The organism is Buttiauxella sp., from assembly GCF_049686335.1.
In the GTDB taxonomy this organism is placed as follows: Bacteria; Pseudomonadota; Gammaproteobacteria; order Enterobacterales; family Enterobacteriaceae; genus Buttiauxella.
The window spans coordinates 849,375-871,972 of the sequence record NZ_JBAVHX010000004.1; the positions used below are offsets into that span (position 1 = coordinate 849,375).

At 48.5% G+C, this 22,598-nt stretch carries 19 protein-coding genes and 3 pseudogenes; 12 read left to right on the forward strand and 10 right to left on the reverse strand.

From position 1 onward, the window contains the following. Positions 1-105: 105 nt before the first annotated feature. The 4 genes and pseudogenes from WBL83_RS04395 to WBL83_RS04410 all read right to left on the reverse strand — a co-directional run. Entirely contained in the window at positions 106-324 is a 219-nt protein-coding gene (locus WBL83_RS04395) for an ogr/Delta-like zinc finger family protein (RefSeq protein WP_424587973.1), read from the reverse strand. 289 nt (positions 325-613) lie between these two features. Continuing rightward, positions 614-1,754: pseudogene (locus WBL83_RS04400) on the reverse strand (phage tail tape measure protein); the annotation flags it as partial. After that, entirely contained in the window at positions 1,747-1,866 is a 120-nt protein-coding gene (locus WBL83_RS04405; protein WP_424587974.1) for a GpE family phage tail protein, read from the reverse strand. The gene WBL83_RS04405 and the pseudogene WBL83_RS04400, both read right to left, overlap by 8 nt. Before the next feature lie 14 nt (positions 1,867-1,880). After that, positions 1,881-2,033: pseudogene (locus WBL83_RS04410) on the reverse strand (phage tail assembly protein); the annotation flags it as partial. A gap of 401 nt (positions 2,034-2,434) precedes the next feature. Between WBL83_RS04410 and WBL83_RS04415 the strand changes: the two are divergent. Both WBL83_RS04415 and WBL83_RS04420 read left to right on the forward strand, forming a co-directional pair. Then, positions 2,435-4,249, forward strand: coding sequence for an acyltransferase family protein (locus tag WBL83_RS04415; RefSeq protein ID WP_424587976.1), 1,815 nt, complete (start codon positions 2,435-2,437; stop codon positions 4,247-4,249). A gap of 45 nt (positions 4,250-4,294) precedes the next feature. Beyond that, positions 4,295-5,389: pseudogene (locus WBL83_RS04420) on the forward strand (phage integrase). A gap of 272 nt (positions 5,390-5,661) precedes the next feature. Here the strand turns inward: WBL83_RS04420 and WBL83_RS04425 are convergent. Further along, positions 5,662-6,897, reverse strand: a complete 1,236-nt coding sequence (locus tag WBL83_RS04425; protein ID WP_424587977.1) for an MFS transporter — start codon at positions 6,895-6,897, stop codon at positions 5,662-5,664. 157 nt (positions 6,898-7,054) lie between these two features. Continuing rightward, a complete protein-coding gene (locus WBL83_RS04430; RefSeq protein WP_424587978.1) occupies positions 7,055-7,600 on the reverse strand; it encodes a TetR/AcrR family transcriptional regulator in 546 nt (181 codons plus the stop codon). 106 nt (positions 7,601-7,706) lie between these two features. On the opposite strand from WBL83_RS04430, the gene WBL83_RS04435 reads away from it, so the two are divergent. Beyond that, a complete protein-coding gene (locus tag WBL83_RS04435; protein ID WP_424587979.1) occupies positions 7,707-8,930 on the forward strand; it encodes an MFS transporter in 1,224 nt (407 codons plus the stop codon). Further along, positions 8,927-9,742, forward strand: a complete 816-nt coding sequence (locus WBL83_RS04440) for a Cof-type HAD-IIB family hydrolase (protein WP_424587980.1) — start codon at positions 8,927-8,929, stop codon at positions 9,740-9,742. The genes WBL83_RS04435 and WBL83_RS04440 overlap by 4 nt, the downstream gene beginning before the upstream one ends. An 85-nt stretch (positions 9,743-9,827) precedes the next feature. Here the strand turns inward: WBL83_RS04440 and WBL83_RS04445 are convergent, their stop codons facing one another. Together WBL83_RS04445 and mntR are read right to left on the reverse strand one after the other, a co-directional pair. Continuing rightward, on the reverse strand, positions 9,828-10,937 hold the full coding sequence (locus WBL83_RS04445; protein WP_424587981.1) for an SLC13 family permease: 1,110 nt from the start codon (positions 10,935-10,937) through the stop codon (positions 9,828-9,830). A gap of 2 nt (positions 10,938-10,939) precedes the next feature. Continuing rightward, on the reverse strand, positions 10,940-11,407 hold the full coding sequence (gene mntR / locus WBL83_RS04450; protein ID WP_064548362.1) for a manganese-binding transcriptional regulator MntR: 468 nt from the start codon (positions 11,405-11,407) through the stop codon (positions 10,940-10,942). A 190-nt stretch (positions 11,408-11,597) separates the two neighbouring features. Between mntR and mntS the strand changes: the two genes are divergently transcribed. Beyond that, positions 11,598-11,726: a manganase accumulation protein MntS gene (gene mntS / locus WBL83_RS04455; protein ID WP_034456469.1), complete on the forward strand. Its 129-nt coding sequence runs from the start codon at positions 11,598-11,600 to the stop codon at positions 11,724-11,726. A 319-nt stretch (positions 11,727-12,045) separates the two neighbouring features. After that, positions 12,046-13,632 carry a sulfatase-like hydrolase/transferase gene (locus WBL83_RS04460; RefSeq protein ID WP_424587982.1) on the forward strand — a complete coding sequence of 529 codons (1,587 nt, stop codon included), beginning with the start codon at positions 12,046-12,048 and terminating at the stop codon, positions 13,630-13,632. A 68-nt stretch (positions 13,633-13,700) separates the two neighbouring features. Here the strand turns inward: WBL83_RS04460 and ompX are convergent, their stop codons facing one another. Continuing rightward, positions 13,701-14,207, reverse strand: a complete 507-nt coding sequence (gene ompX, locus WBL83_RS04465) for an outer membrane protein OmpX (RefSeq protein ID WP_424587983.1) — start codon at positions 14,205-14,207, stop codon at positions 13,701-13,703. A gap of 369 nt (positions 14,208-14,576) precedes the next feature. Here ompX and rhtA point away from each other — a divergent pair, with 369 nt between their 5' ends. From rhtA to ybiO, 6 genes are all read left to right on the forward strand, one after another. Continuing rightward, positions 14,577-15,464 carry a threonine/homoserine exporter RhtA gene (rhtA, locus tag WBL83_RS04470; RefSeq protein WP_424587984.1) on the forward strand — a complete coding sequence of 296 codons (888 nt, stop codon included), beginning with the start codon at positions 14,577-14,579 and terminating at the stop codon, positions 15,462-15,464. A 360-nt stretch (positions 15,465-15,824) separates the two neighbouring features. After that, entirely contained in the window at positions 15,825-16,328 is a 504-nt protein-coding gene (gene dps, locus WBL83_RS04475; RefSeq protein ID WP_424587985.1) for a DNA starvation/stationary phase protection protein Dps, read from the forward strand. A gap of 364 nt (positions 16,329-16,692) precedes the next feature. Next, positions 16,693-17,439 carry a glutamine ABC transporter substrate-binding protein GlnH gene (glnH, locus tag WBL83_RS04480; protein ID WP_424587986.1) on the forward strand — a complete coding sequence of 249 codons (747 nt, stop codon included), beginning with the start codon at positions 16,693-16,695 and terminating at the stop codon, positions 17,437-17,439. A 212-nt stretch (positions 17,440-17,651) separates the two neighbouring features. Next, positions 17,652-18,311 (forward strand): glutamine ABC transporter permease GlnP, encoded by a 660-nt coding sequence (glnP, locus tag WBL83_RS04485; protein WP_183270989.1) that lies wholly within the window; start codon positions 17,652-17,654, stop codon positions 18,309-18,311. Then, positions 18,308-19,030, forward strand: a complete 723-nt coding sequence (gene glnQ, locus WBL83_RS04490) for a glutamine ABC transporter ATP-binding protein GlnQ (RefSeq protein WP_424587987.1) — start codon at positions 18,308-18,310, stop codon at positions 19,028-19,030. The genes glnP and glnQ overlap by 4 nt, the downstream gene beginning before the upstream one ends. Positions 19,031-19,333: 303 nt before the next feature. After that, a complete protein-coding gene (ybiO, locus tag WBL83_RS04495; protein WP_424587988.1) occupies positions 19,334-21,589 on the forward strand; it encodes a mechanosensitive channel protein in 2,256 nt (751 codons plus the stop codon). Here ybiO and rlmF read toward each other — a convergent pair whose 3' ends face one another. Then, positions 21,590-22,531, reverse strand: coding sequence for a 23S rRNA (adenine(1618)-N(6))-methyltransferase RlmF (gene rlmF, locus WBL83_RS04500; protein WP_424587989.1), 942 nt, complete (start codon positions 22,529-22,531; stop codon positions 21,590-21,592). Positions 22,532-22,598: the final 67 nt, after the last annotated feature.

A 22,598-nucleotide genomic window follows, 5' to 3' on the forward strand; every position in this document is an offset into this window, starting at 1 on the left:
TGGTTCAAGGTTGATGGGTTTTTTATTGCCTGAAATTTACGGCTTTTCATATCAGTAACTTACCCTTACCTATCTGAGCTAATGGCGACAAAATGGCGGCAGCGCTTAAAGAGACATGGCGACCTGACCTGAATTGGCGGGATGTGGCTGCACCATATGGTTTTCTTTAGGGGTTGTGATTGACCGCACAAAAGTCTCATGCGTGATGAATGTATGGCTACAGTTGATGTTCTGACATTGGTTGTATCGTTCTTTGGTTGTTGAAGAAACCTGAAAACTGCTGCGGGTATGGGCCGAGTTCCCACACAATGGACAAATCATCATTTAAGCGTCCTCACCATCCAATCCTACAGAACGGCGCAGCGCATTAAGCGGGGCGGTCAATAACTTGGTGCTGCTATCAGATGCAGCAAGACCACGACGCAATAAAGCGGTGCACTGGCAAGCCATGACAGCGCATTGCCAGTCCGGGTCACAGACGGCACGTTTTTATGCCCAAAGTGGACAGGCCAAAACGGATCAACGCCAGCGGTCCGAGCACTGTAGCAATTGCCACCGCAAGCGTGCCAAGCGCCACTGTGATCGCTGCCGTGGCTGCTGCAACCTTCATCAGAGTGCCAGCCAACTGCGGGTTTTGCTCCACCCAACGGCGCAACGCTCCGGTGACTCCCTTCACGGCGTTCATAATGTCCAGCAGTGGCTGACGGAATGTTTCAGCCAGACTACTGAATGCATTCTGGGCACCGGTCTTAACCAGTAACCATTGCGCGGATAATGAATCCTTATTGATATCGGATTCTTTCTGAATGTAACCGTTTGCATCCCCGCCAGACGTGAGACTGAGCTAGGGCTGCAGCTCCGGCAGGTTGTTCGCAAGCTTCGCCGCATCATCGCCACACTCTTTGCCAAAAATCATCGTCATGGCGGACACGCGCTTGTCCTGCGGCAGATGGTTGATCTTCTCCAGCACCCGCTGGATGGTGCCCATCGCATCTTGCCTCATCAGCTTTTCATTCTCAGCCGGAATAAGTTTCAGCAGATCCATCCCTTCAAAGAAGCGCTTGCTTTGCATGGTGGCAATCGACAGCTCGCGCACCATGGCATTCGAGGCGCTGGCGTAACTTTTCACTGCAGCCACAACCGATGCACCCATTGCCAGCCGGCAGCCGTTGTGGTTGCGCCTGCTCCAGCGATACTGTCACGTACCTGCAGACTACGTGAATATTGATCGCGTGTTGCGTTCATCCGCGCTTGTTGTTTGCCCAGCCGTTTGAGGGACTTTTGCTGACGGTCCAACGCCTGTCGGGTTTCGTCAGCGCTCGGCCTCAGTTCCCGTTGTGCGCTGCTAAGTTTCTTCGTATCAAGACCATCCTCATTGAGTGCAAGACGCTGACACTGCACCGATTGGCGTAAGCCGTTATATTTTCCCTGCAGCTCAATGACACGATTCTTTGCCTGTTCAAGCAGACGAGTCTGCGCCGCCGCGGGCCGGTTGGTTGCAGAAAACTGCGTGGCAAGTTTTGCGGCTTCTTCGCGTGCGGATTTGAGGTTATTTCCATTAGCGGCAAGCATGGCGCTGGCCTTTCTGAAACCTTCAACGCGCCCCGCCTGAGTGTCTAAATTTTTGAGCCGGCATGACTTTGCTGGATAGCTGTTGCCAGTTCTTTTGAACTGGCTTGAGCTGATCGGAATGGACGGGTGATTTTATCAACCGCATTAAGAATGACCTGCAGGCGCAGGTTGTTATCACTCATCGCTGGCCCCGCTTCTCTGAATCGCTTTGTGTCGCCACTCCAGCACTTCGGTCAGCGGCATAACGTACTTAACGGAGGGCGGCCAGTGAAAGATGGTGGCAATATCTGCCACTAAATCGTCAACCGTCAGGCTGTTGGTAAATCGGCAAGCACCGATTTCTTCAACAAAAAAGTGATGACCTCCACGGACAGCGAGGTCAGATCGGCTGGGTCCAATTCCGCCATTTCCTGCGCGGTCAGGGTTGGGGTTGAGATGCGCGGGCTCACCGTCATCATAGCCGTGCTTACCGTGGAAATTGATCGGGTGCCGTCCTTGATTTAAACAACGCGCACCCCAAGGTGGTAATCCTGAGCCATGAAACTGTCTCCTGTTATAACGGGTCAGAATTATGGTGAGGCTGTCATCCTAAAGATCCGCCTCTTGGGGTTGTAGGATAAATGGCAGAATAGAAATGTAGTCCAGACTCCGAGCATATCAACTTCGGTGTGATGTGTTTAAATTTACCAACCCTAGTTGCTTCTGGCGGTACGCTTCAAGATTCCAACTTGGTGATTTAGTACCGTTTCTTTGCTATATTCGCAACCAAATTATGGTCAGGAACAAATGATTTAATTGTAACTGACATCCAAAACAGCTTTTGGCACAGTGATAAATAAAGTACAAACAGGAAGCGGTGTTAATGTTTAGACTAGATATAAATGCACTTAGATTTTTGGCAGTAATATCAGTTGTATTATTCCATTTTAAAGTGCCCTATACCTCTGGAGGATATTCTGGTGTCGATATTTTCTTTGTGATATCTGGGTATCTCATGCATCTTATGCTGTCCAAAAACACGCTTAGCCGAGCTAACATAATAATATTTTATAAAAAAAGATTCTCTCGTATTTTTCCAGCGCTAGCTGTATGTTTATTTATTTTCTCCATAATTTCTACCACTCTAAGCCCTTTATCTCTTCTGAATAACATCACAATCCAAGTTCTTTCTGCAGTGACTTTTACATCAAATTTATTTTTTACCAACGCACTTTCCAGCTATTTTTCACAAACAGCAGATAGTTATATATTCCTCCATACTTGGTCATTGGGATTAGAGTTTCAATATTATTTAATCTTCCCATTAATTTTATTAAATATACGGAAATTTAAATTTAATGAAAGTTTGGCATTAGCCTTTTCAGCTGTGCTGTCTTTAATTTTTTGCCTGGTAATGGTAAACAATGATCAAACAGTAGCATTCTATAACCTCCCATTTCGGGCATGGGAACTACTGATAGGTGCTTATGCCTCGTCAATTGGTGATGTTGTAAAATTAAAGCCTAAGGCAAAGAAAGCAGTCGAAATCTTCTGCATTTTTGGAATCCTGGCATATGTCATTTTTGGAGGTTCTCCCTCTTCATGGCCTGATGTAAAGGCAATTATACCAACCTTACTTACCTTCATTATTTTAGTATTAAAAATTGACAATGATGATATCGCCATTAAAAACACACTTTTCCAAGGGATAGGAAAATGGTCGTATTCAATATATTTATATCATTGGCCACTGGCATCAATTTTAGTTACGCATAATCTAGAAAATAATATTTTTTTAGTTTTAACATTCTTAGTTCTCTCTATTGTTCTTGGATATATATCATATAGATTTGTCGAGAATAATAAACACATCCCTAAGAAAACTATCGCCGTTTTAGCTCTGGTAGCTGTTTTTACACCAGTGCTTGGGAAATATCTATATTTGCATGAAAAATGGTTGGGTAAAAATGATCTATTATTGGACTCATACAGCAAATACAATATTAATCCTCAATTTAATGGAAACCCCAAAGATCCAGCAAAAAGTTGTTTTTTAAGCAGCAAAAACCCATCCATTAATGATTACGACTATAGTTATTGTACTAATACAGAAAAACACAAGAAAACAATTTTATTATTTGGCGATAGCCATGTAGCCGAGTTCTCTAAGGCTATTCGGGAAAAGTACTGGAATTACAATATAATTCAAGCAACTTCCTCTGGATGCCCGCCTATCATAAATGTTAAAGGTGAAGGGACTTGTCAAACTCTGTTTAACATGGTCTTTAACAAGATTATAAAAGATAAACAAATCGACCTCGCTATAGTTGGTGCTAACTGGAGTGCTTTTGCTGCAACTAATGATATAATTTCGGGAATAAACAAAACAAACCAATTACTTAAAGAAAAGATACCTACTGTTAAATTCATTAGTCAAACGAAGAATTATTCCACTTCGCTTCCGATGTTAATCATGAACTCAAAAAACATAAATGATATAGCCCCAACAGAAGATAGTCATACTTTCTATAATAAAATGAAGAAAGATCTACCTGCAATTGATTTTATTGATATTTATAATTACGGTTGCCAGAAAGATAAATGCAAATTATTAAATGACGATAACGTACCTATGTTCTTTGATAACAACCACTACACATACGAATGGACAAAAAGTATTGTTAATGAATTGTTTTAACCAAAATATTAGCGCCATTAGTTGGCGCTAATATTTTATGAATCGATGATTAATCCACAAGAACTCGATACAGGAAAATGGATTTGCGAATGCTACCCCGCCGGGCGTGGTGGGCGCCGTGTGCGTAAGCAGTTCGCTACGAAAGGCGAAGCGTTGGCATTTGAACTGCACACCATGGAGGAAGCGACCAATAAGCCCTGGTTAGGTGAAGCAGCAGATCACCGCAGGCTAAGCGAGGTAGTCACGCTTTGGTACAACCTGCACGGAAAATCCCTAACCGCAGGTGAGCGCGTTTTTAACAAACTCAAATTAGTTGTCGAAGCCCTGCAAGATCCCCTGGCGACAGACTTCACAGCTAAGCAGTTCGCCCACTATCGAGACAAACGTCTGTCAGGAGAGATTTACTTTAACGAGAAGTGGAAGAATGGCGCGGACCCGGTCACCATCAATCTTGAGCAAAGCTATCTAAGCAGCGTGTTCAACGAACTATCGAGCCTTGGAGAATGGACACAACCGAATCCATTAGAAACCATGCGGAAATTTACCACTGCCGAGAAAGAGATGGCCTGGCTCACGCATGAACAAATAACAGAACTCCTGGCGGCATGTAATCGGCTTGGCGAAGATTTAACTCTAATAGTTAAGGTTTGCCTGAGTACCGGCGCACGCTGGCGTGAGGCTGAAAATCTGGGACGTTCACAGATATAAAAACACAAGATCACTTTCGTTCGGACGAAGGGAAAGAAAAACCGCAGCATTCCAATCAGCAAAGAACTTTATGAAGAACTGACTGCTCGCAAGACTGACAAGCTTTTCAAGGAATGCTACTTCCAGTTTATGGGTGCCGTAGATTCAACGTCTATCAAGCTGCCTCGCGGCCAGCTCACCCACGTTCTACGCCATACTTTCGCAGCACACTTCATGATGTCGGGTGGCAACATTCTGGCACTACAGCGCATCCTTGTTCACCACGATATTAAAATGACGATGCGTTATGCTCACCTCGCTCCCGATCACCTGGACACCGCTTTGCGGTACAACCCTTTAGCCACAATGCCGCCCCTACCTCAAGATAATAGTGGCGACAAAATGGCGGCAGAGGTTGGTAATCCCCCTATTTCCTCCCCACTCACCGCCTGATTAAGTCATTGATAAACAAGTAACTCATTGTTTTTACTAACCCATTTACATAAATGGTTTTTTTATTGCCTGAAATTTAGACCCTTTCAGATCAACAGCTTGCTACTCTCCTTCTTGCCCCTAGCGACTGCATAGCGGTACAAACCATGTCCCGGTCATATTCAGCATGGATGCACCTCTCCTTTTACGGTATGTGTGTTATTGCCCATACTTTTTATGGAGCAAGCTGATATGAGGGGATACATGATGCTCCTAAAAGGCAGTCACTCCCTTTATGGGTGGTGAACGTCCCGGCGTAATCCTGACCGTCGTCGCCCCACGATATGGTTCGCCACCAGCAGACAAATCATCACAGCAAACCCACCACCAGAACTCAGATACAACACCCATGCGGGATCGTAAATATCAGCTGCGAACCCTGCGATGACGGGCAAAATTAGCGTGATAATAAGCTGAAAGCGCCACGCCTTCGCCATCGCTCTGCCGGTTATCGAGGCGGGAAAGGTCTGCATGATATTTAACGTCGCCAGTACGTAGACGATGTTAGTAAAGATATGCGCCATAACAATCAATAACATCGCCAACCATTGCCTGTCCGTGATGGAAACCAGGGCATAGCAGCAAATAAACAGCGCAAGCGAAATGATAAGCACATTGATTTTCCCCGTGTGGCGTTGCAAATGCGCTTCAGACAATAGCAACGGGCCAATAAGTTGCCCCACACTTCGCGCCAATAACAACATCAGCCCTGAGCCTGAAGAACTGCCACCAAAGTTTGGAGCCAGCGCGGGTAACAGGGCCATGGCGGGTGCGCCAACGAAGGCAATTGCTGGAAGAAACAGCAGGCTACGGCGTTGTAGCTGTGTGAGTTCTCGCCAGTTGAGGTTGGATATAACCTCCCCATTTTCCTGAGCAGACACCGGCCGATACGCCCTGTGAGCAGCGAAAAGCAGAACGATCCCGAGCACAAAACTCATCGCATCGAGGGCGAGAAGCGATGCCACCGCGATATGCCCATACAGCAACGTGCCAATGCCGATGCCAAGAATAACGTTTGCCGCGAATATAAATGTTTCCAGGCCAGAGGCTGCGGGGAGTTCTGCCGGTTTCAGGCCGCTTTTTAATGTCTGGCTTAATACCGGCACCATCATGCCACTCGCAAAAGCCGCCACCGCCTGGCTTGAAAGTAACAGAATAAGGTTGTCGCTAAATAACGACCATGCAGGCAATGCCAGCCCCACCAGCCCTATGACTTCACAAAAAATCATTACTGGAATGGGAGCCATTTTGGTGAGCAGTTTTTCTGCCAGATAACTTCCCGGAAAGCCTGGCGCTAGCGCGAGAATATAGGCAAGTGTAAGTACCGAGGGTTTCGCTTCGAGGGCGAGGAGCTTTCCAAAAACAATGACGTAAGTCAGCCCGTTCCCAACAGACGAGAGCAGTAATGCCGCCCCAAGCAGGGCAAACCAGCGATGCTGGCGAAGCGTACGCAGAATGAGAAAAAACATCAGTTATCCCTTATCAACAAGCACAAAGAAGTCGCCGACTTTTCGTCGGTTTAAAAGCTGTGTTTATTGCGAAGGAAAAAACTACATTGGTCAGAGACTCATATTAAGAAACTGCATCAAACTCTAGCTAACAATACGCAGAAAATCACCTGGCAATTTATCCAATAATTTTCGCCAGCATTCTGCTGAGATCATCGCGGCTTAATGGATGCCGGTCCGTCACATAATGCAAGGTCATGCCTTCGATAAAAGCATCCAGCGTACGGGCAGTTATCGGGTCAAAGAAGGCCTCCAGCACTTGTTGGCTGCGACACATCCAGTCTTGCATGATGATTTTTACAGCGGGGTTACGATTGGCGTAGGCATAAAGTTGATACATCACTTGCAGATTGTAGGAGGTTGCAATTTTCTCACCGCAAATCATATCCACGATAGCCTCGCAGGCTTCATCGCGATTACCCGCTTGTTTCATTCGCGCACGATACTCATCTGACATTTGAATGGCGAATTGCGTGAATGCCTCACTCAGCAAAGATTCAATTCCGTCGAAATAATAGGTCATTGAACCTAACGAAACGTCAGCTGCTTCAGCAATTTTACGGTGCGTAATATGGCTAATTCCGTGCTCTACCAGCATATCCAGTGTCGCTTGTAGAATGCGTTCACGTCGGTCGGGATCGTTACGGCGCGGGGCTTTGCTCATTATTTTCACTCGTTTAAACCAGACTAAAAAGAGTTTACCAGGCAATGTGTACAAATGTACACGATCTTGCTAGTGTAATTCTCATTCATCGCCAACCGGTATTTCCATGTCTGCCGCTATTAGCCAACGTAAAGCGACTCAACGTCGCACCTGGGCATTATTCGCCTTCTTCTTTCTGCCTGGTCTTGTGATGGCCTCCTGGGCAACACGTACTCCTGCTATTCGTGACACGCTCAGCGTGTCGACCGCAGGGATGGGGATTGTACTGTTCGGCCTGTCGATTGGTTCGATGAGCGGTATTCTCTGTTCCGGTTGGCTGGTTAAACGTTTTGGAACACGCAATATAATCCGCAGCGGCATGACGTTGATGGTGACCGGCATGTTGGTGATGGGCGTTGCACTTTTCCTTTCGTCCCCATGGCTGTTCGCACTAGGGCTGGCGATTTTAGGTGCCGGGCTTGGCTCGTCCGAAGTGGCGATGAACGTCGAAGGTGCCATTGTTGAAGGCCTGCTGAAAAAAACGGTGCTACCGATGATGCACGGTTTTTACAGCCTCGGAACCCTGGCCGGCGCAGGTATCGGTATGAGTCTGACGGCCTTTAACGTCACGGCTTATGGGCATTTGTTGGTGATTGGCTTAATCGTCATTACACCGATTGTTATCGCGATCACCGCAATCCCCCATGGGGTCGGTAAAAACAATGCCGATGCGAATTCCGCCGATCCGCACCAACCGCACCCGCCCTTTTATAAAGATCTGCAACTGATTCTGATTGGCACGATTGTGCTGGCGATGGCGTTTGCAGAAGGTTCTGCCAACGACTGGTTGCCACTGCTGATGGTCGACGGTCATGGTTTTAGCCCGACATCCGGCTCAATGATTTATGTCGGGTTTACACTGGGTATGACAGTGGGTCGCTTTACCGGCGGTTGGTTTATCGACCGCTACAGCCGTGTGACGGTGGTTCGTGCCTGTGCAGTAATGGGGATTTTAGGCATCGGCCTCATCATCTTTGTCGATAATACCTTTGTGGCGGGCATTTCCGTCATCCTGTGGGGACTGGGGACGTCGCTCGGCTTCCCGCTGACAATTTCTGCCGCAGGGGATACCGGTCCTGACCCGGCGACACGCGTCAGTGTCGTTGCCGCTTCAGGTTATATTGCGTTCCTCGTGGGGCCGCCGCTGCTGGGCTTCCTCGGTGAATATTACGGCCTACGTCTGGCTATGCTGGTCGTACTGAGTTTGATGGTGGTAGCAGCCCTGGTTGCGAAAGCCGTTGCTAAACCCACAGAACTTGAACCTGAGTTAATTCAACGGAGTAATCGATGAGTGTGAAATTAATTGCCGTCGACATGGATGGAACGTTCCTGGACGATAATAAAGAGTACAACCGCGCACGTTTTGCTGAGCTTTATGCGCAGATGAAAGCGCAAGGAATTCGGTTTGTGGTCGCCAGCGGCAACCAGTATTACCAGTTAATTTCATTTTTCCCGGAGATTGCCCACGAGATTTCTTTCGTTGCCGATAACGGTGGTTGGGTAGTCACCGAAGGCAAAGATACCTTCAACGGTGAGTTGACCCAACAGCAGTTCAACACGGTTATCGACCATCTGCTGACGATACCGCATGTGGATATCATCGCCTGTGGCAAGCGCAACGGTTATACCCTGAAAAGCTATGACGACGAGTTCAAAAAGCTGGCTGCTATGTACTATCACCGCCTTGAGTTCGTCGATAATTTCTCCGGGCTCGACGACGTCTTCTTTAAATTTGCCCTGAATCTGCCTGATAGTTTACTGGATGACACCATGAGTTCGCTGGCAGAACAATTCGAAGGCATTATGGTGCCGGTTTCCAGTGGTCATGGTTCAATTGATCTGATCATTCCTGGCATTCATAAAGCTAACGGCTTGCGAATTCTGCAGGATAAATGGGGTATTGATGACAGCGAAGTGGTGACGTTTGGCGATGGCGGTAATGATATCGAAATGCTGCGTCATGCCAGGTATGGTTTTGCGATGGCGAATGCCCCAGAAAAGATTAAGCAAATCGCCTCTTATCAGGCAGGACATTGCAACCAGCAAGGTGTGCTGGATGTCATTGAAAAAGTGCTGAAAAAAGAAACGCCGTTTGACGTGTGATTTTAAATAGAAGGTTAATGACGCTGCGCTTATCCAGCCTGGATTGGCCATTCGCAGACCTGATAAGCGCAGCGTCATCCGACATTTATATCAGGTACAGCAAACCATACCCCACCACTGCTGCCCACACTAACATCGGCAATGAATAGAAGTGAAAACGCACCCATATACGGCGGTCGTTAGCCATACGTAGGGCAATCAAATTCGCCAGTGAACCGGGCAACAGGCCAAATCCACCAATGTTCACCGCGAAGGCGAGCAACACCGACGCAGGGACGTAATTGAGCAGTAAAATAGTCGAAGGAACATTACTAATCACCTGCGACAATCCGATACCCAGTACGAACAGACCATCCGTTGAAAGCTGATTAATACCGGTTAATGCATGTTGTAATATCGGCAACTGCGTTATCAGATAGACATCGATAAACATCACCATAAATACCAACAGCAAACTCCAGTCGATACTCAGCAATACTTTCCTGGCCAGCAGGAGAAAACCAATGGCTACGATCAGCAGGCCCCAGATTTCTTGCTTTAGCTCAAGCGCGACAATGAAAACCCCGTACAACGCTACACAACTCAGCACCAGTCGCGGCTGCCAGTCATGTTTTTTATCATGAGCCTGATAAACGAGTTTTTTATTCGGGAAACAGAACCAGCAAAGCACTAACAGGCTAAGCGTGATCGCCAGGGCCAGCGGAGCCATTTGCCAGCTAAAAGCCCCGAACGATAAGCCTGAGCGCCCCCATAGCAAAATGTTCTGCGGATTACCAATCGGCGTCAGCATGGAGCCCGCATTGACCGCTAACGCTTCAAAGATAATCAGCCGGTTAATCGGGATTGCACATAACTTTTTCAGTGTGATGGTCAGCGGCACGATAATAAACAGTGCCACGTCATTGGTCAGAAACGTTGAGAGCAGTGCCGCCGCGCTGACTAAAAACAGAGCCAGCGTTCGCTCATTATCAAAGCGCTTCACCATACGACGGCCCAACACATCGAAATAACCACTCAGCTCCACGCCTTTGGTCAGCATCATTAAGCCCGCGAGCGTAATAATGGTGTGCCAGTCGATGGCATTAACCCAAAGCTTGGGATGGAAAGGTGTGACAAAACACAATGCCAAACCGATAAGAAGCAATAAATGAAGGAATCGATCGCGAGCAAATGGGCGAACCAGGGTTAACAACATTCCTACTTAAATCCTCGCTGCTCACTAAATAAGCGAAATGCTGCCAAAGTTTCTTCGCTGACGTGATGTTCGACCCCTTCGGCGTCGATTCTTGCGGTTTCCGGGCTAATCCCCAACGCGAGGAAAAAGTTCTCGACGATCTGATGACGTTCGCGGCTAATTTGCGCCAGCTTTTCACCTTCAGCAGTCAAAAACACACCGCGCCACGGAATTTGCTCAATAAGCCCAACTGAGGCGAGTCTTTTCAACATTTTCGCAACAGTTGGCTGAGAAACACCGAGTCGCGCCGCCATGTCTACCTGGCGCACTTCCCCCACTTCGCGAATCAAATCTGAAATCAACTCAACGTAGTCATCTATTAATTCACGACGGTGCGCTTCCCGCACCTGTCGAAAGCCTTCGACATGCTCTTCAACGTTTACCAACTGCGTCACTTTCTGTTTATTCTTTTGGCCAGGCGTACGGCTCATGATGCTTCCTCATGCAGTGGCGCGGCATCGTCCAATGACGACGTTCGGCCCCATTGTAAACCAGCATCACGTAAGCACAAAAATTTAACGAATTAGCAATAGCTATACAATATAGCCTATGCTATATCTGTATGTAATGCAGTCAGCCCGAAAAGGAATCAAGGGCAGCAGAGGTGAACAGGAGGATATAATGAACGAATTTAAAAGGTGCATGAGCGTGTTTACACATTCCCCGTTTCAAGTGCGGCTAATGCTGCTCAATATGTTATGTGATTGGGTTTCCGGGAAACCGCAGCAGGGCGAAAAACCTAAGTCGTAGGCAGCCGCCCTGCCTTCTTCTACTTCATTCTCTCTGAAGTTAAGCCGCTGCCTGTTTGTAACTAATCATTTCAATAGATCCTATGATTACCTCGCGCGAATGCGCTTTATCCCTACCATTTGTCGGATTTGTTACCTGCTTCGCAAAACACATTTCTGTTATCAGTTGATCTTCTTATCGTAGCGCTCTATCTTCTTGCAGCCCTGCACATGAAGCGGCTCGCAGATGCGGTCCAGTTTCCCTTCTTTTCCGTCTGTCAGGCAGGTTCTTACCCTCGTCGCCAGGGTTTTCGCATGGCGTTTAGTAGATCTCAATAAACATGAATTTAACGGTCAAAGATACCCTGACGATCCGCGCTGTTGCGCTTAATCCGTGGACTGGTTTTTATTTCCTTCAGTCTCTGCTGATTAACTTTGCTCTTGGTTACGAATTTAGCATTCTGTATGCAGTGGCATTTAGTTGCGTCTTATTGCTGCTGTGGCGCAGCGCGCCCAAATTACAAAAAGGTTTACTGGCGATTTGCAGCCTGATTGCTGCGATGTATTTCCCTTTTGGCCAGGCTTACGGCTCGCCTAACTTTAATACCCTGCTCGCTCTGCATTCGACCAATTTCGAAGAATCCACGGAACTGATGACTATCTTCCCGTGGTACAGCTATTTAGTGTCGGTGTTTATCCTGGCGCTGGGCGTGATTGCTTTGCGCCGCAAAGTTGCGCCAAAAAAACGCCTCTGGTGCCATTTCGATAGCTTATGTCTGGTCGTCAGCGTGGTGTGTTTCTTTGTCGCGCCAGTACAAAACCTGGTTTACGGCGGCGTATTTAAAATCAAAGATTCCGGTTACCCGGTCTTCCGCTTTGTTAAAGACGTGGTGGTGAATAACCAGGAAGTTCTTGATGAGCAAACGCGCATGCAGGCCTTCGCGAAAATGAAGGACACCTGGAATGTGCTGGCGGTTAAACCGAAGTATCAAACTTACGTCGTAGTGATTGGCGAGAGTGCGCGACGCGACGTGTTAGGCGCCTTCGGCGGTCATTGGGACAATACCCCGTTTGCCAGCCAGGTGAATGGCAATCTGTTTATGGATTATGTGGCCGCCAGTGGCTCAACACAAAAATCGCTGGGCATGACGCTCAACCGTGTGATTGACGGCAAACCGCAATATCAGGACAACATTATTACGCTTGCGAACCGCGCAGGCTTCCAGACCTGGTGGTTCTCAAATCAGGGTCAAATCGGTGAGTACGATACCGCCATCGCCAGCATCGCCAAACGCGCCGATGAAGTGCAGTTCCTGAAAAGTGGTGATTTTGAAGCGGATAAAAATACCCGTGACGAAGCCTTGCTTAAAATGACGGCGCAGGTGTTGTCCACACAACGAACCACGCCACAATTAATTGTGCTGCATCTGATGGGCTCGCATCCGCAAGCCTGCGATCGCACACAAGGTAAATATAAAGATTTCGTCCAGTCGAAAGAGACGTCTTGTTATATCTATAGCATGACGCAAACCGACGATTTGCTGAAACAGCTCTACCAACAGCTGCAAAATAGCGGTCAGACTTTCTCGATGGTTTATTTCTCCGACCACGGACTGGCAGTCAAAGAACGCGGTACAGATGTGCAGTATCTGGCGCATGATGATGAATTCCAACAAAACTTCCAGGTACCGTTTATGGTGCTGTCCAGTGACGATAAAGTGCATCGTCAGATAAAGGCGCGCCGTTCGGCGAATGATTTCCTGAACTTTTTCTCTGCGTGGACGGGGATTAAAACCAGGGAGTTAACGCCGAAGTATAAATTCATCTCTGAGCAGAATGCCGGGCCAATCTACATCACCAACTTTAAGCTTAAAAAGGTGGACTATACTCACCTTCAGACGGATGTATTTGAGACTAAGACCCGGTAACTCAAATTGCAGACATAAAAAATCCGCCCCTTGAGGCGGATTTTTTTTCACTCGATAAAAGAGTGAAATTAGAAGCGGTAACCCACGCCAGCGATCCAGGTGCCAACATCAACGTTACGGATGCGGCTCTGCTCGTAGGAAACGTCCAGTGCAACGTTTTCCATTGGGTTAAACTGCATACCTGCGCCGTAAGAGAAACCGTAGTCGCTGGTGTCTGCTTTAGCTGGGTAGTTAGTGCTCTGGAATTTACCGTAACCAACACCGACTACACCGTAGATGCTTGCCCAATCATTGATGCGGTAAGCTGGACCAGCAGTGATGCCGTAGTATTGGCCTTTGTTGTAAACGCCATTCTCAGCGCGGTCTTTTTCGGTGTAAGTAAAGGAACCGATGTAACCCAGCGGGGTGTCGTTTTCGTAACGGTATTTCAAGTTGAAACCGTTAGCTTTGTTAGCAACGCCCTGCATATCGCTTTGTGCATAGCCACCGGTTACGGTGCTAGTTGCTGCAGATGCGGTACCAACGGAAACGGCCAGAACACAAGCCAGTGCTGAAAGACATGCAATTTTTTTCATAATCCACCTCAAATGTGCTTCAAGTAACTTCTAAGTTTTTAATATATCAAAATTGTGTCAGAAACTCTTCGACATTTACGTTGTCTAATGAACCCTTTCATGTAACAGATCATTTCCATTACATCCTACTACCTTAAATTCATAGACTTTTTACCCATTTACGGCGTAATTGTTGGCATAAAATGCAACATAGTCATCCAGATTATTCTTAAACATTTTTGAACAAATTCTATGCAATCACGCAGTTATCTTACGCCATCGGGTGATTATTTTTTTCAATGAAATCTCAACCAGCCATAAGTTAATCATTTACACTGGGGTTACTTTTACTTTCTTGACCGAAATAGACACTGACTGACAGGATGCTGGATGCCGCTTTCGCCACGTAAAACCCCCGTATGGTTACCGATAGTCGTACTTTTGATAGCTATGACCTCAATCCAGAGCGGTGCCTCACTTGCTAAATCGCTCTTCCCGCTAGTCGGTGCACCAGGGGTGACCGCGTTGCGTCTGGCGCTGGGCACCTTGATTCTGGTGGCCGTCTTTAAGCCGTGGAGACTGCGTTTCAAAGCCGAGCAACGCGTCCCTTTGTTGATGTACGGGCTGGCGCTCGGGGGCATGAACTACCTGTTTTATTTGTCTATTCAGACAGTACCACTCGGGATTGCCGTCGCTCTTGAATTCACCGGTCCCCTTGCCGTAGCGCTGTTTTCATCGCGCCGGGCGGTGGATTTTATCTGGGTGATTTTGGCGGTGTTGGGGCTGTGGTTCTTGTTACCTCTTGGGCAGTCTATTTCCCATGTCGATTTAGCGGGTGCCGCCTTTGCGCTGGGTGCCGGGGCTTGTTGGGCGATATACATTCTGTTTGGACAGAAAGCGGGTGTCGATCATGGGCCGGCAACCGTGGCATTCGGTTCGCTGATTGCAGCCATTATCTTCGTGCCGATTGGTGTCTGGCAGGCGGGCGACCTCCTCTGGCACTGGTCATTGATACCATTAGGTCTTGGCGTTGCAGTGCTGTCGACGGCTCTGCCTTACTCGCTGGAAATGATTGCGCTTACGCGGTTACCAACGCGTACTTTCGGTACGCTGATGAGTATGGAGCCAGGGCTCGCCGCATTGTCAGGGATGTTATTCCTGGGTGAACATCTGACCCTGGTGCAGTGGCTGGCGCTGCTTTCGATTATTGCCGCATCTGTCGGCTCGACGCTGACACTCAAGCGCGAAGCACAGATTACTAGCGTTGATGTTAATTAACCTTCTCCATTATTATTTACCGTGGTGAGGCTTATCACGGTAAATATTCTTATGTATTGAACCCATTCCATTGCCTTGACAACTTATATGCCCGTCATGTCACTCAGATAATTCCGCTATTATTTGTCATTTCCTTTGAGCGCAAACAATAATTATTACTATTCAAAGTTCATATCCGGTTCATCTCTCTTACCCGCCGTTACATAATATTCAAAACCATTCATTAACAATGAGTTACTAAATTCCATTAATTAATTGCTATTTAACTGATAGGTTTTAACTTCTCCGGCGAAATCAAAAACCGGTGCTATACTTAATCCCGGCAATACATTGGACTTAACATCAAGAGGATGAAAGATTATGACTACCGCTAAACTGGTAAAAACCAAATCTACCAATCTGCTGTATACCCGTAACGATGTTGCAGACAGCGAAAAGAAAGCCACTATTGAGCTGCTCAATCGCCAGGTCATCCAGTTCATTGATTTGTCGTTGATTACCAAGCAGGCGCACTGGAATATGCGTGGTGCGAACTTTATTGCAGTACATGAAATGCTTGACGGTTTCCGCACCGCTTTGACTGACCATCTCGACACCATGGCAGAACGCGCCGTTCAACTTGGAGGCGTTGCACTGGGTACTACTCAGGTCATTAACAGCAAAACCCCCCTGAAAAGCTACCCGCTGGACATCCACACTGTTCAGGATCATCTGAAAGAGTTGGCTGATCGTTACGCGATTGTGGCTAACGATGTTCGCAAGGCCATTGGCGAAGCTAAAGACGAAGATACAGCCGATATCCTGACCGCCGCTTCGCGCGATTTGGACAAATTCCTGTGGTTTATTGAATCAAATATCGATTAATTGCTATTGATTTATGAGTTCATCCTCCCGTTCCCGGGAGGATGCTTGCACCGTTTTAGCGCATCAAATTGTTCATCCCCGCCGCAAAAGTTACTCATTTGTAATAATCACTTCACACAATCGTTAACAGATGATTGTTTTGCCGCCTTGATCTGCGGTAAAAATAGGCTTCAACATTTTCCCCTACTTTACGCACCAAAATTGGGCACCATTACAGTGCATCGTAACTGGCTTGCAACCATTATTGTGCAATGTTACATATTCACATCCTTGCAAAAACAGTAAGTTGAAAACCTGGCATGATTTTTCCATGGTGCCGCTTACTGATGCAGGGGATTGCCCCATGGATAAACAAGGAAATGCTATGAAGTCGATTTTAAAAGTTTCACTGGCTGCACTCACCCTGGCTTTTGCGGTTTCTTCCCACGCCGCTGATAAGAAACTGGTCGTTGCGACCGACACCGCATTCGTTCCTTTCGAATTTAAACAAGGCGACAAATACGTCGGTTTTGATATCGATTTGTGGGATGCCGTAGCAAAAGAATTAAAACTGGATTACACCCTCAAGCCTATGGATTTCAGCGGTATCATTCCTGCGCTGCAAACCAAAAACATTGACCTGGCGCTGGCGGGTATCACCATCACCGAAGAACGTAAAAAAGCGATCGAATTCTCTGACGGTTATTACAAAAGCGGCCTGTTGGTGATGGTTAAAGCGGATAACGACACCGTTAAAAGCGTAAAAGATCTCGACGGTAAAGTGGTTGCAGTGAAGAGCGGTACGGGCTCTGTTGATTACGCGAAAGCTAACATCAAAACGAAAGACCTGCGTCAGTTCCCGAACATCGATAACGCATACATGGAACTGGGCACTAACCGTGCTGACGCCGTGCTGCACGACACGCCAAACATTCTTTACTTCATCAAAACCGCAGGCCAGGGCAAGTTCAAGGCTGTAGGTGATTCTCTGGAAGCTCAGCAATACGGCATCGCCTTCCCTAAAGGTAGCGATGATCTGCGTACTAAAGTGAACGGCGCGCTGAAAACGTTGAAAGAGAACGGCAAGTACAACGAAATCTACAAAAAATGGTTCGGCACTGAGCCAAAATAATAAATCTAAAATGATGTAAGCAAGACCTCGGGGGCGGCTTTCGCCCCTGATATTTTTGAACCACGGTATAACAACCCCAAATATTTCGAGTTGCATCGCGGCGGCAAAAGAGCGAATCCCAATCGGCTTACATTAGTAAGTAATTTGGGTAAGTGATAGCAGCCAACAAAGAGGCAGCTTGAAGGATGAAGGGTTAACAATAGGAATTAATCATGGAGTTCGACTGGAGTGCCATCTGGCCTGCAATCCCGCTTTTGATTGAAGGCGCCAAAATGACGTTGTTGATTTCGGTCATCGGGTTATTTGGTGGTCTGATAATTGGTCTGGTGGCCGGTTTCGCCCGTACTTATGGCGGCTGGATTGCCAACCACATCGCATTAGTTTTCATTGAAGTCATCCGCGGTACGCCAATTGTCGTACAGGTGATGTTCATTTACTTCGCACTGCCTATGGCAGTCCCTGACTTGCGCATCGACCCGTTCACTGCGGCTGTCGTGACCATTATGATCAACTCAGGTGCCTATATTGCGGAAATTACCCGTGGTGCGGTGCTGTCGATTCATAAAGGCTTCCAGGAAGCGGGTCTGGCTCTGGGTCTGTCCAAGCGCGAAACCATTCGCCACGTGATTATGCCACTGGCATTGCGCCGTATGCTGCCACCGCTGGGTAACCAGTGGATTATCAGCATCAAAGATACGTCGCTGTTCATCGTTATCGGTGTGGCTGAACTGACCCGTCAGGGGCAAGAAATTATTGCCGGGAACTTCCGTGCGCTAGAGATTTGGAGCGCCGTTGCGGTCTTCTATCTGATTATTACTTTGGTGCTGAGCTTCGTGCTGCGTCGCCTTGAAAGAAGGATGAAAATCCTGTGATTGAATTTAAAAATGTCTCTAAGCACTTTGGCAAAACCCAGGTGCTGCATAACATCGACCTCAACATTAAACAGGGCGAAGTGGTTGTGATTATCGGGCCATCAGGCTCTGGTAAATCAACGCTGCTGCGTTGCATCAACAAACTTGAAGACATCACCAGTGGTGACCTGTTTGTTGACGGTCTGAAAGTGAACGATCCGAAAGTGGACGAGCGCCTGATTCGTCAGGAAGCGGGCATGGTGTTCCAACAGTTCTATCTGTTCCCACATCTGACCGCACTGGAAAACGTCGCCTTTGGTCCGATTCGTGTCCGTGGTCTGAAAAAAGATGCGGCCGATACCCAGGCTAAAGAGCTGTTGGCGAAAGTAGGCCTGGCAGAGCGCGCGCATCACTATCCATCAGAGCTTTCCGGTGGCCAACAACAGCGTGTGGCGATTGCCCGTGCGTTGGCTGTTAAGCCGAAAATGATGCTGTTTGATGAGCCAACCTCTGCACTTGACCCGGAACTGCGTCACGAAGTGTTGAAGGTTATGCAAGATCTGGCAGAAGAAGGTATGACGATGGTTATCGTCACCCACGAAGTGGGATTCGCTGCCAAAGTCGCATCGCGGCTGATCTTCATTGATAAAGGGCGCATCGCCGAAGATGGTAATCCGCAGGAGCTGATTGAGAACCCACCAAGTCAGCGCTTGCAGGAATTCTTGCAGCACGTTTCCTGAGTTTTCGCCCTCACCCTAACCCTCTCCCCCGGGAGAGGGAAATAACGGTTTTCTCCCTAACCCTCTCCCCGGGAGTGGGAATTAACGGTTTTCTCCCTCACCCTCTCCCCCGGGAGTGGGAATTAACGGTTTTCTCCCTAACCCTCTCTCCTGGGAGAGGGAATTAACGGTTTTCTCCCTCTCCTTGGGGAGAGGGCCGGGGTGAGGGAATTCCCCACACCAGATTAATCCCGTTTTCCAACCCGCCTGCCCCTGCGCTCTATACTTATTCCTTTGTCTGACTATTCAGTCCGGAGGAACGCTGTGCCGCTACTCTTGCTTCTGCTGTGCATGTTTAGCTTCCCGTCACAGGCTGTCTCACTTCCGACAGCTGCCGTTGCTGCATCCACCCAACAAAACTCTGGCACGCCACCCGCCGAGCCGAATCTCGAAGAAAAAAAGAAAGCCTATTCTGCGCTGGCCGACGTGCTGGACAACTCCCAGTCACGCAATGAACTGATTGGGCAGCTACGCAAAGTCGCCTCCACGCCACCGCCTGAACCGGTACCAGCCATCGTTCCGCCAGAACAAATCAGTGAAGACAAAACCGTTCTTGAGAATGTCACCGATTTGAGCCGTCATTACGGTGGTGAACTCGCACAACGCTTCGCTCAATTGCATCGCAATATCATTGGCGCACCGCATAAAGCATTCAACCAGCAGACTTTTTATAATGCCTTAACCCATTTTTCGATGTTGGTGGCTGCCGTTTTCGCCTTCTATCTGCTGATTCGCGCCTGTATGACTCCTGTCTGGTCACGCTTAGGTAAATGGGGACGAAAAAAGAATCGCGACCGTTCGAACTGGTTCCATCTGCCGCTGATGATCATCGCGGCGTTTATTATCGACTTGCTGTTGCTGGCACTCACCCTGTTCGTCGGGCAAATATTCAGTGACATGATGAATGCGGGCAATCGCACCATCGCCCGTCAGCAAGGGCTATTTCTTAATGCCTTTGCACTGATCGAATTCTTCAAAGCGATTTTGCGTCTGATATTCTGCCCGCGCTTCCCTGACCTGCGCCCGTTCCCGATTTCGGACCCACGCGCCCAATACTGGAACCTGCGACTGGCCGGTTTAAGCAGCCTGATTGGCTACGGTATTTTGGTGGCGGTGCCGATTATCTCCAACCAGGTGAACGTGCAAGTCGGCGCCATCGCCAACGTCATCCTGATGCTATGCATCACGCTCTGGGCGTTGTACCTGATTGCCCGTAACAAGCGGCAAATTCAGCAGAGTTTGATTCAACTGGCCGACCATTCCATGGCATTTTTCAGCCTGTTTATTCGCGCATTCGCGTTGGTCTGGCACTGGCTGGCAAGCGCCTATTTTGTGGTGCTATTTTTCTTCTCGCTGTTCGACCCGGGCAATAGCCTGAAATGGATGATGGCCGCATCGCTGCATAGCCTGGCGATCATCAGCGTGGCGGCGTTTATTTCAGGGATGTTGTCACGGTGGCTTGCGAAAACCATCACCCTTTCACCGCAGGTCCAACGCAATTACCCCGAGCTGCAAAAGCGCTTGAACGGCTGGATTTCGGCTGCGATAAAACTGGCGCGCTTTCTCACCGTCTGTGTCGCGGTCATGATGTTGCTCAATGCGTGGGGCTTGTTTGATATGTGGGCGTGGATTTCCAACGACACAGGTGAGAAAACCATCGATATTCTCATCCGCATCGTCCTGATCCTGTTGTTCTCCGCCGTAGGCTGGACATTGCTTGCAAGCCTGATTGAAAACCGTCTTGCGTCTGATATTCATGGCCGCCCGATGCCCAGTGCCCGTACTCGCACGCTACTGACGCTGTTTCGTAATGCGCTGGCGGTGGTGATTAGCACTATCACGATTATGATTTTGCTGTCCGAAATTGGCGTAAACATTGCGCCACTGCTGGCCGGTGCAGGAGCGCTTGGTTTGGCGATCAGTTTCGGTGCACAAACTCTGGTGAAAGATATTATTACCGGCGTCTTTATCCAGTTTGAGAATGGCATGAATACCGGAGATTTAGTCACCATCGGGCCGATTACCGGTAGCGTCGAACGCATGTCGATTCGCTCGGTTGGCGTGCGCCAGGACACCGGCGCATATCACATCATCCCGTGGTCCTCGATAACCACCTTCGCAAACTTTGTGCGCGGCATTGGTTCGTTTGTGGCGAACTATGATGTCGACCGCCAGGAAGATGTCGATAAAGCCAATCGCATTCTCAAAGAAGCGGTCAATGAGTTGATGGAGCAAGAGGATATTCGCAGGCTGGTTATTGGTGAGCCGTCATTTGCGGGCATTGTCGGGCTGACCAACCAGGCGTTCACGGTACGCGTGTCATTCACCACCCAGCCACTCAAACAATGGTCGGTGCGATTTGCATTAGATGGGATGGTGAAAAAACACTTCGACGCGGCCGGTATTCGTCCGCCAGTGCAGACGGTACAGGTAATGCAGCCTGGGGCGGATGCCGCTCAGGCGCTACAGGAGTCGCAGGCAGCGGCGGGAATGCTGCCACCTGCAAATCCTACGGTATAACTATTTGTAACGCGTAGCGGCCCAACGAGCGCGTTGTGTGTCGTTCATAAAGGTCCAGGCGATGAAGCGGCTCTGTTTCTGACCCTGGGCCATCTCTTTTTTCACCACTTTTTCGACCCCTGCTTCCTGCAACACGCGGTAAATCAGCGGCAGGTTTTCCCCACGGGATACCAGCGAAGTAAACCACTGCACCTGGCGACCAAAGGCTTTGCTCTCGTTAACCATCTGGCTGACGAAGGCCACTTCGCCACCTTCACACCACAGCTCTTGCTCACGGCCACCAAAATTCAGTGCCGCGTCTTTATCCTGACCGAGGTTCACACGTTTACGCTCACTACCGCTACGAGCAGCTTGCGCGGAGTCGTGGAACGGAGGGTTGCAGAGCGTGGCATCGAACATTTCATTCTTATGGATAACGCCAGGCAAAATCGCGGTTGGCGTTTTCTGGCGACGCACACGAATCAGGCGTGACAGACCAGGATTGGCATCAATAATCGCCGTCGCATTACGTACCGCTTCGGCATCCACATCGGTGCCCGTGAAGCGCCAGCCGTATTCATGTTGACCAATCAGCGGATAAATACAGTTCGCGCCAACACCCACATCCAACACTGAAGCCTGAGAAGGCACCACGCCGCCGTTACCTTCTGCCAGCAAATCTGCCAGATGGTGAATATAATCGGCACGTCCTGGCACCGGAGGGCAAAGAAAACCTTCTGGAATATCCCACTGCTTCACACCGTAGAAATGCGCCAACAACGCCTGATTGAGCGCTTTGACAGCCAAAGGATCGGCAAAATCAACCGTAGTATCGCCATGGGGGCCTGGGCGTAAAAAGGCACTCAGCGCCGGGCTACTTTGCGTCAGCGCCGGGAAATCATAACGGTTACGGTGGCGGTTGCGTGGGTGCAAACCCGGTTTAGTGGTGGCAGGGGTTTTCATTGCGGCTTCTCCTTGTGTGGGCGCGTAAGATACTCTGTGAAGCCTGCGGGGTAAATACGCCACGCCA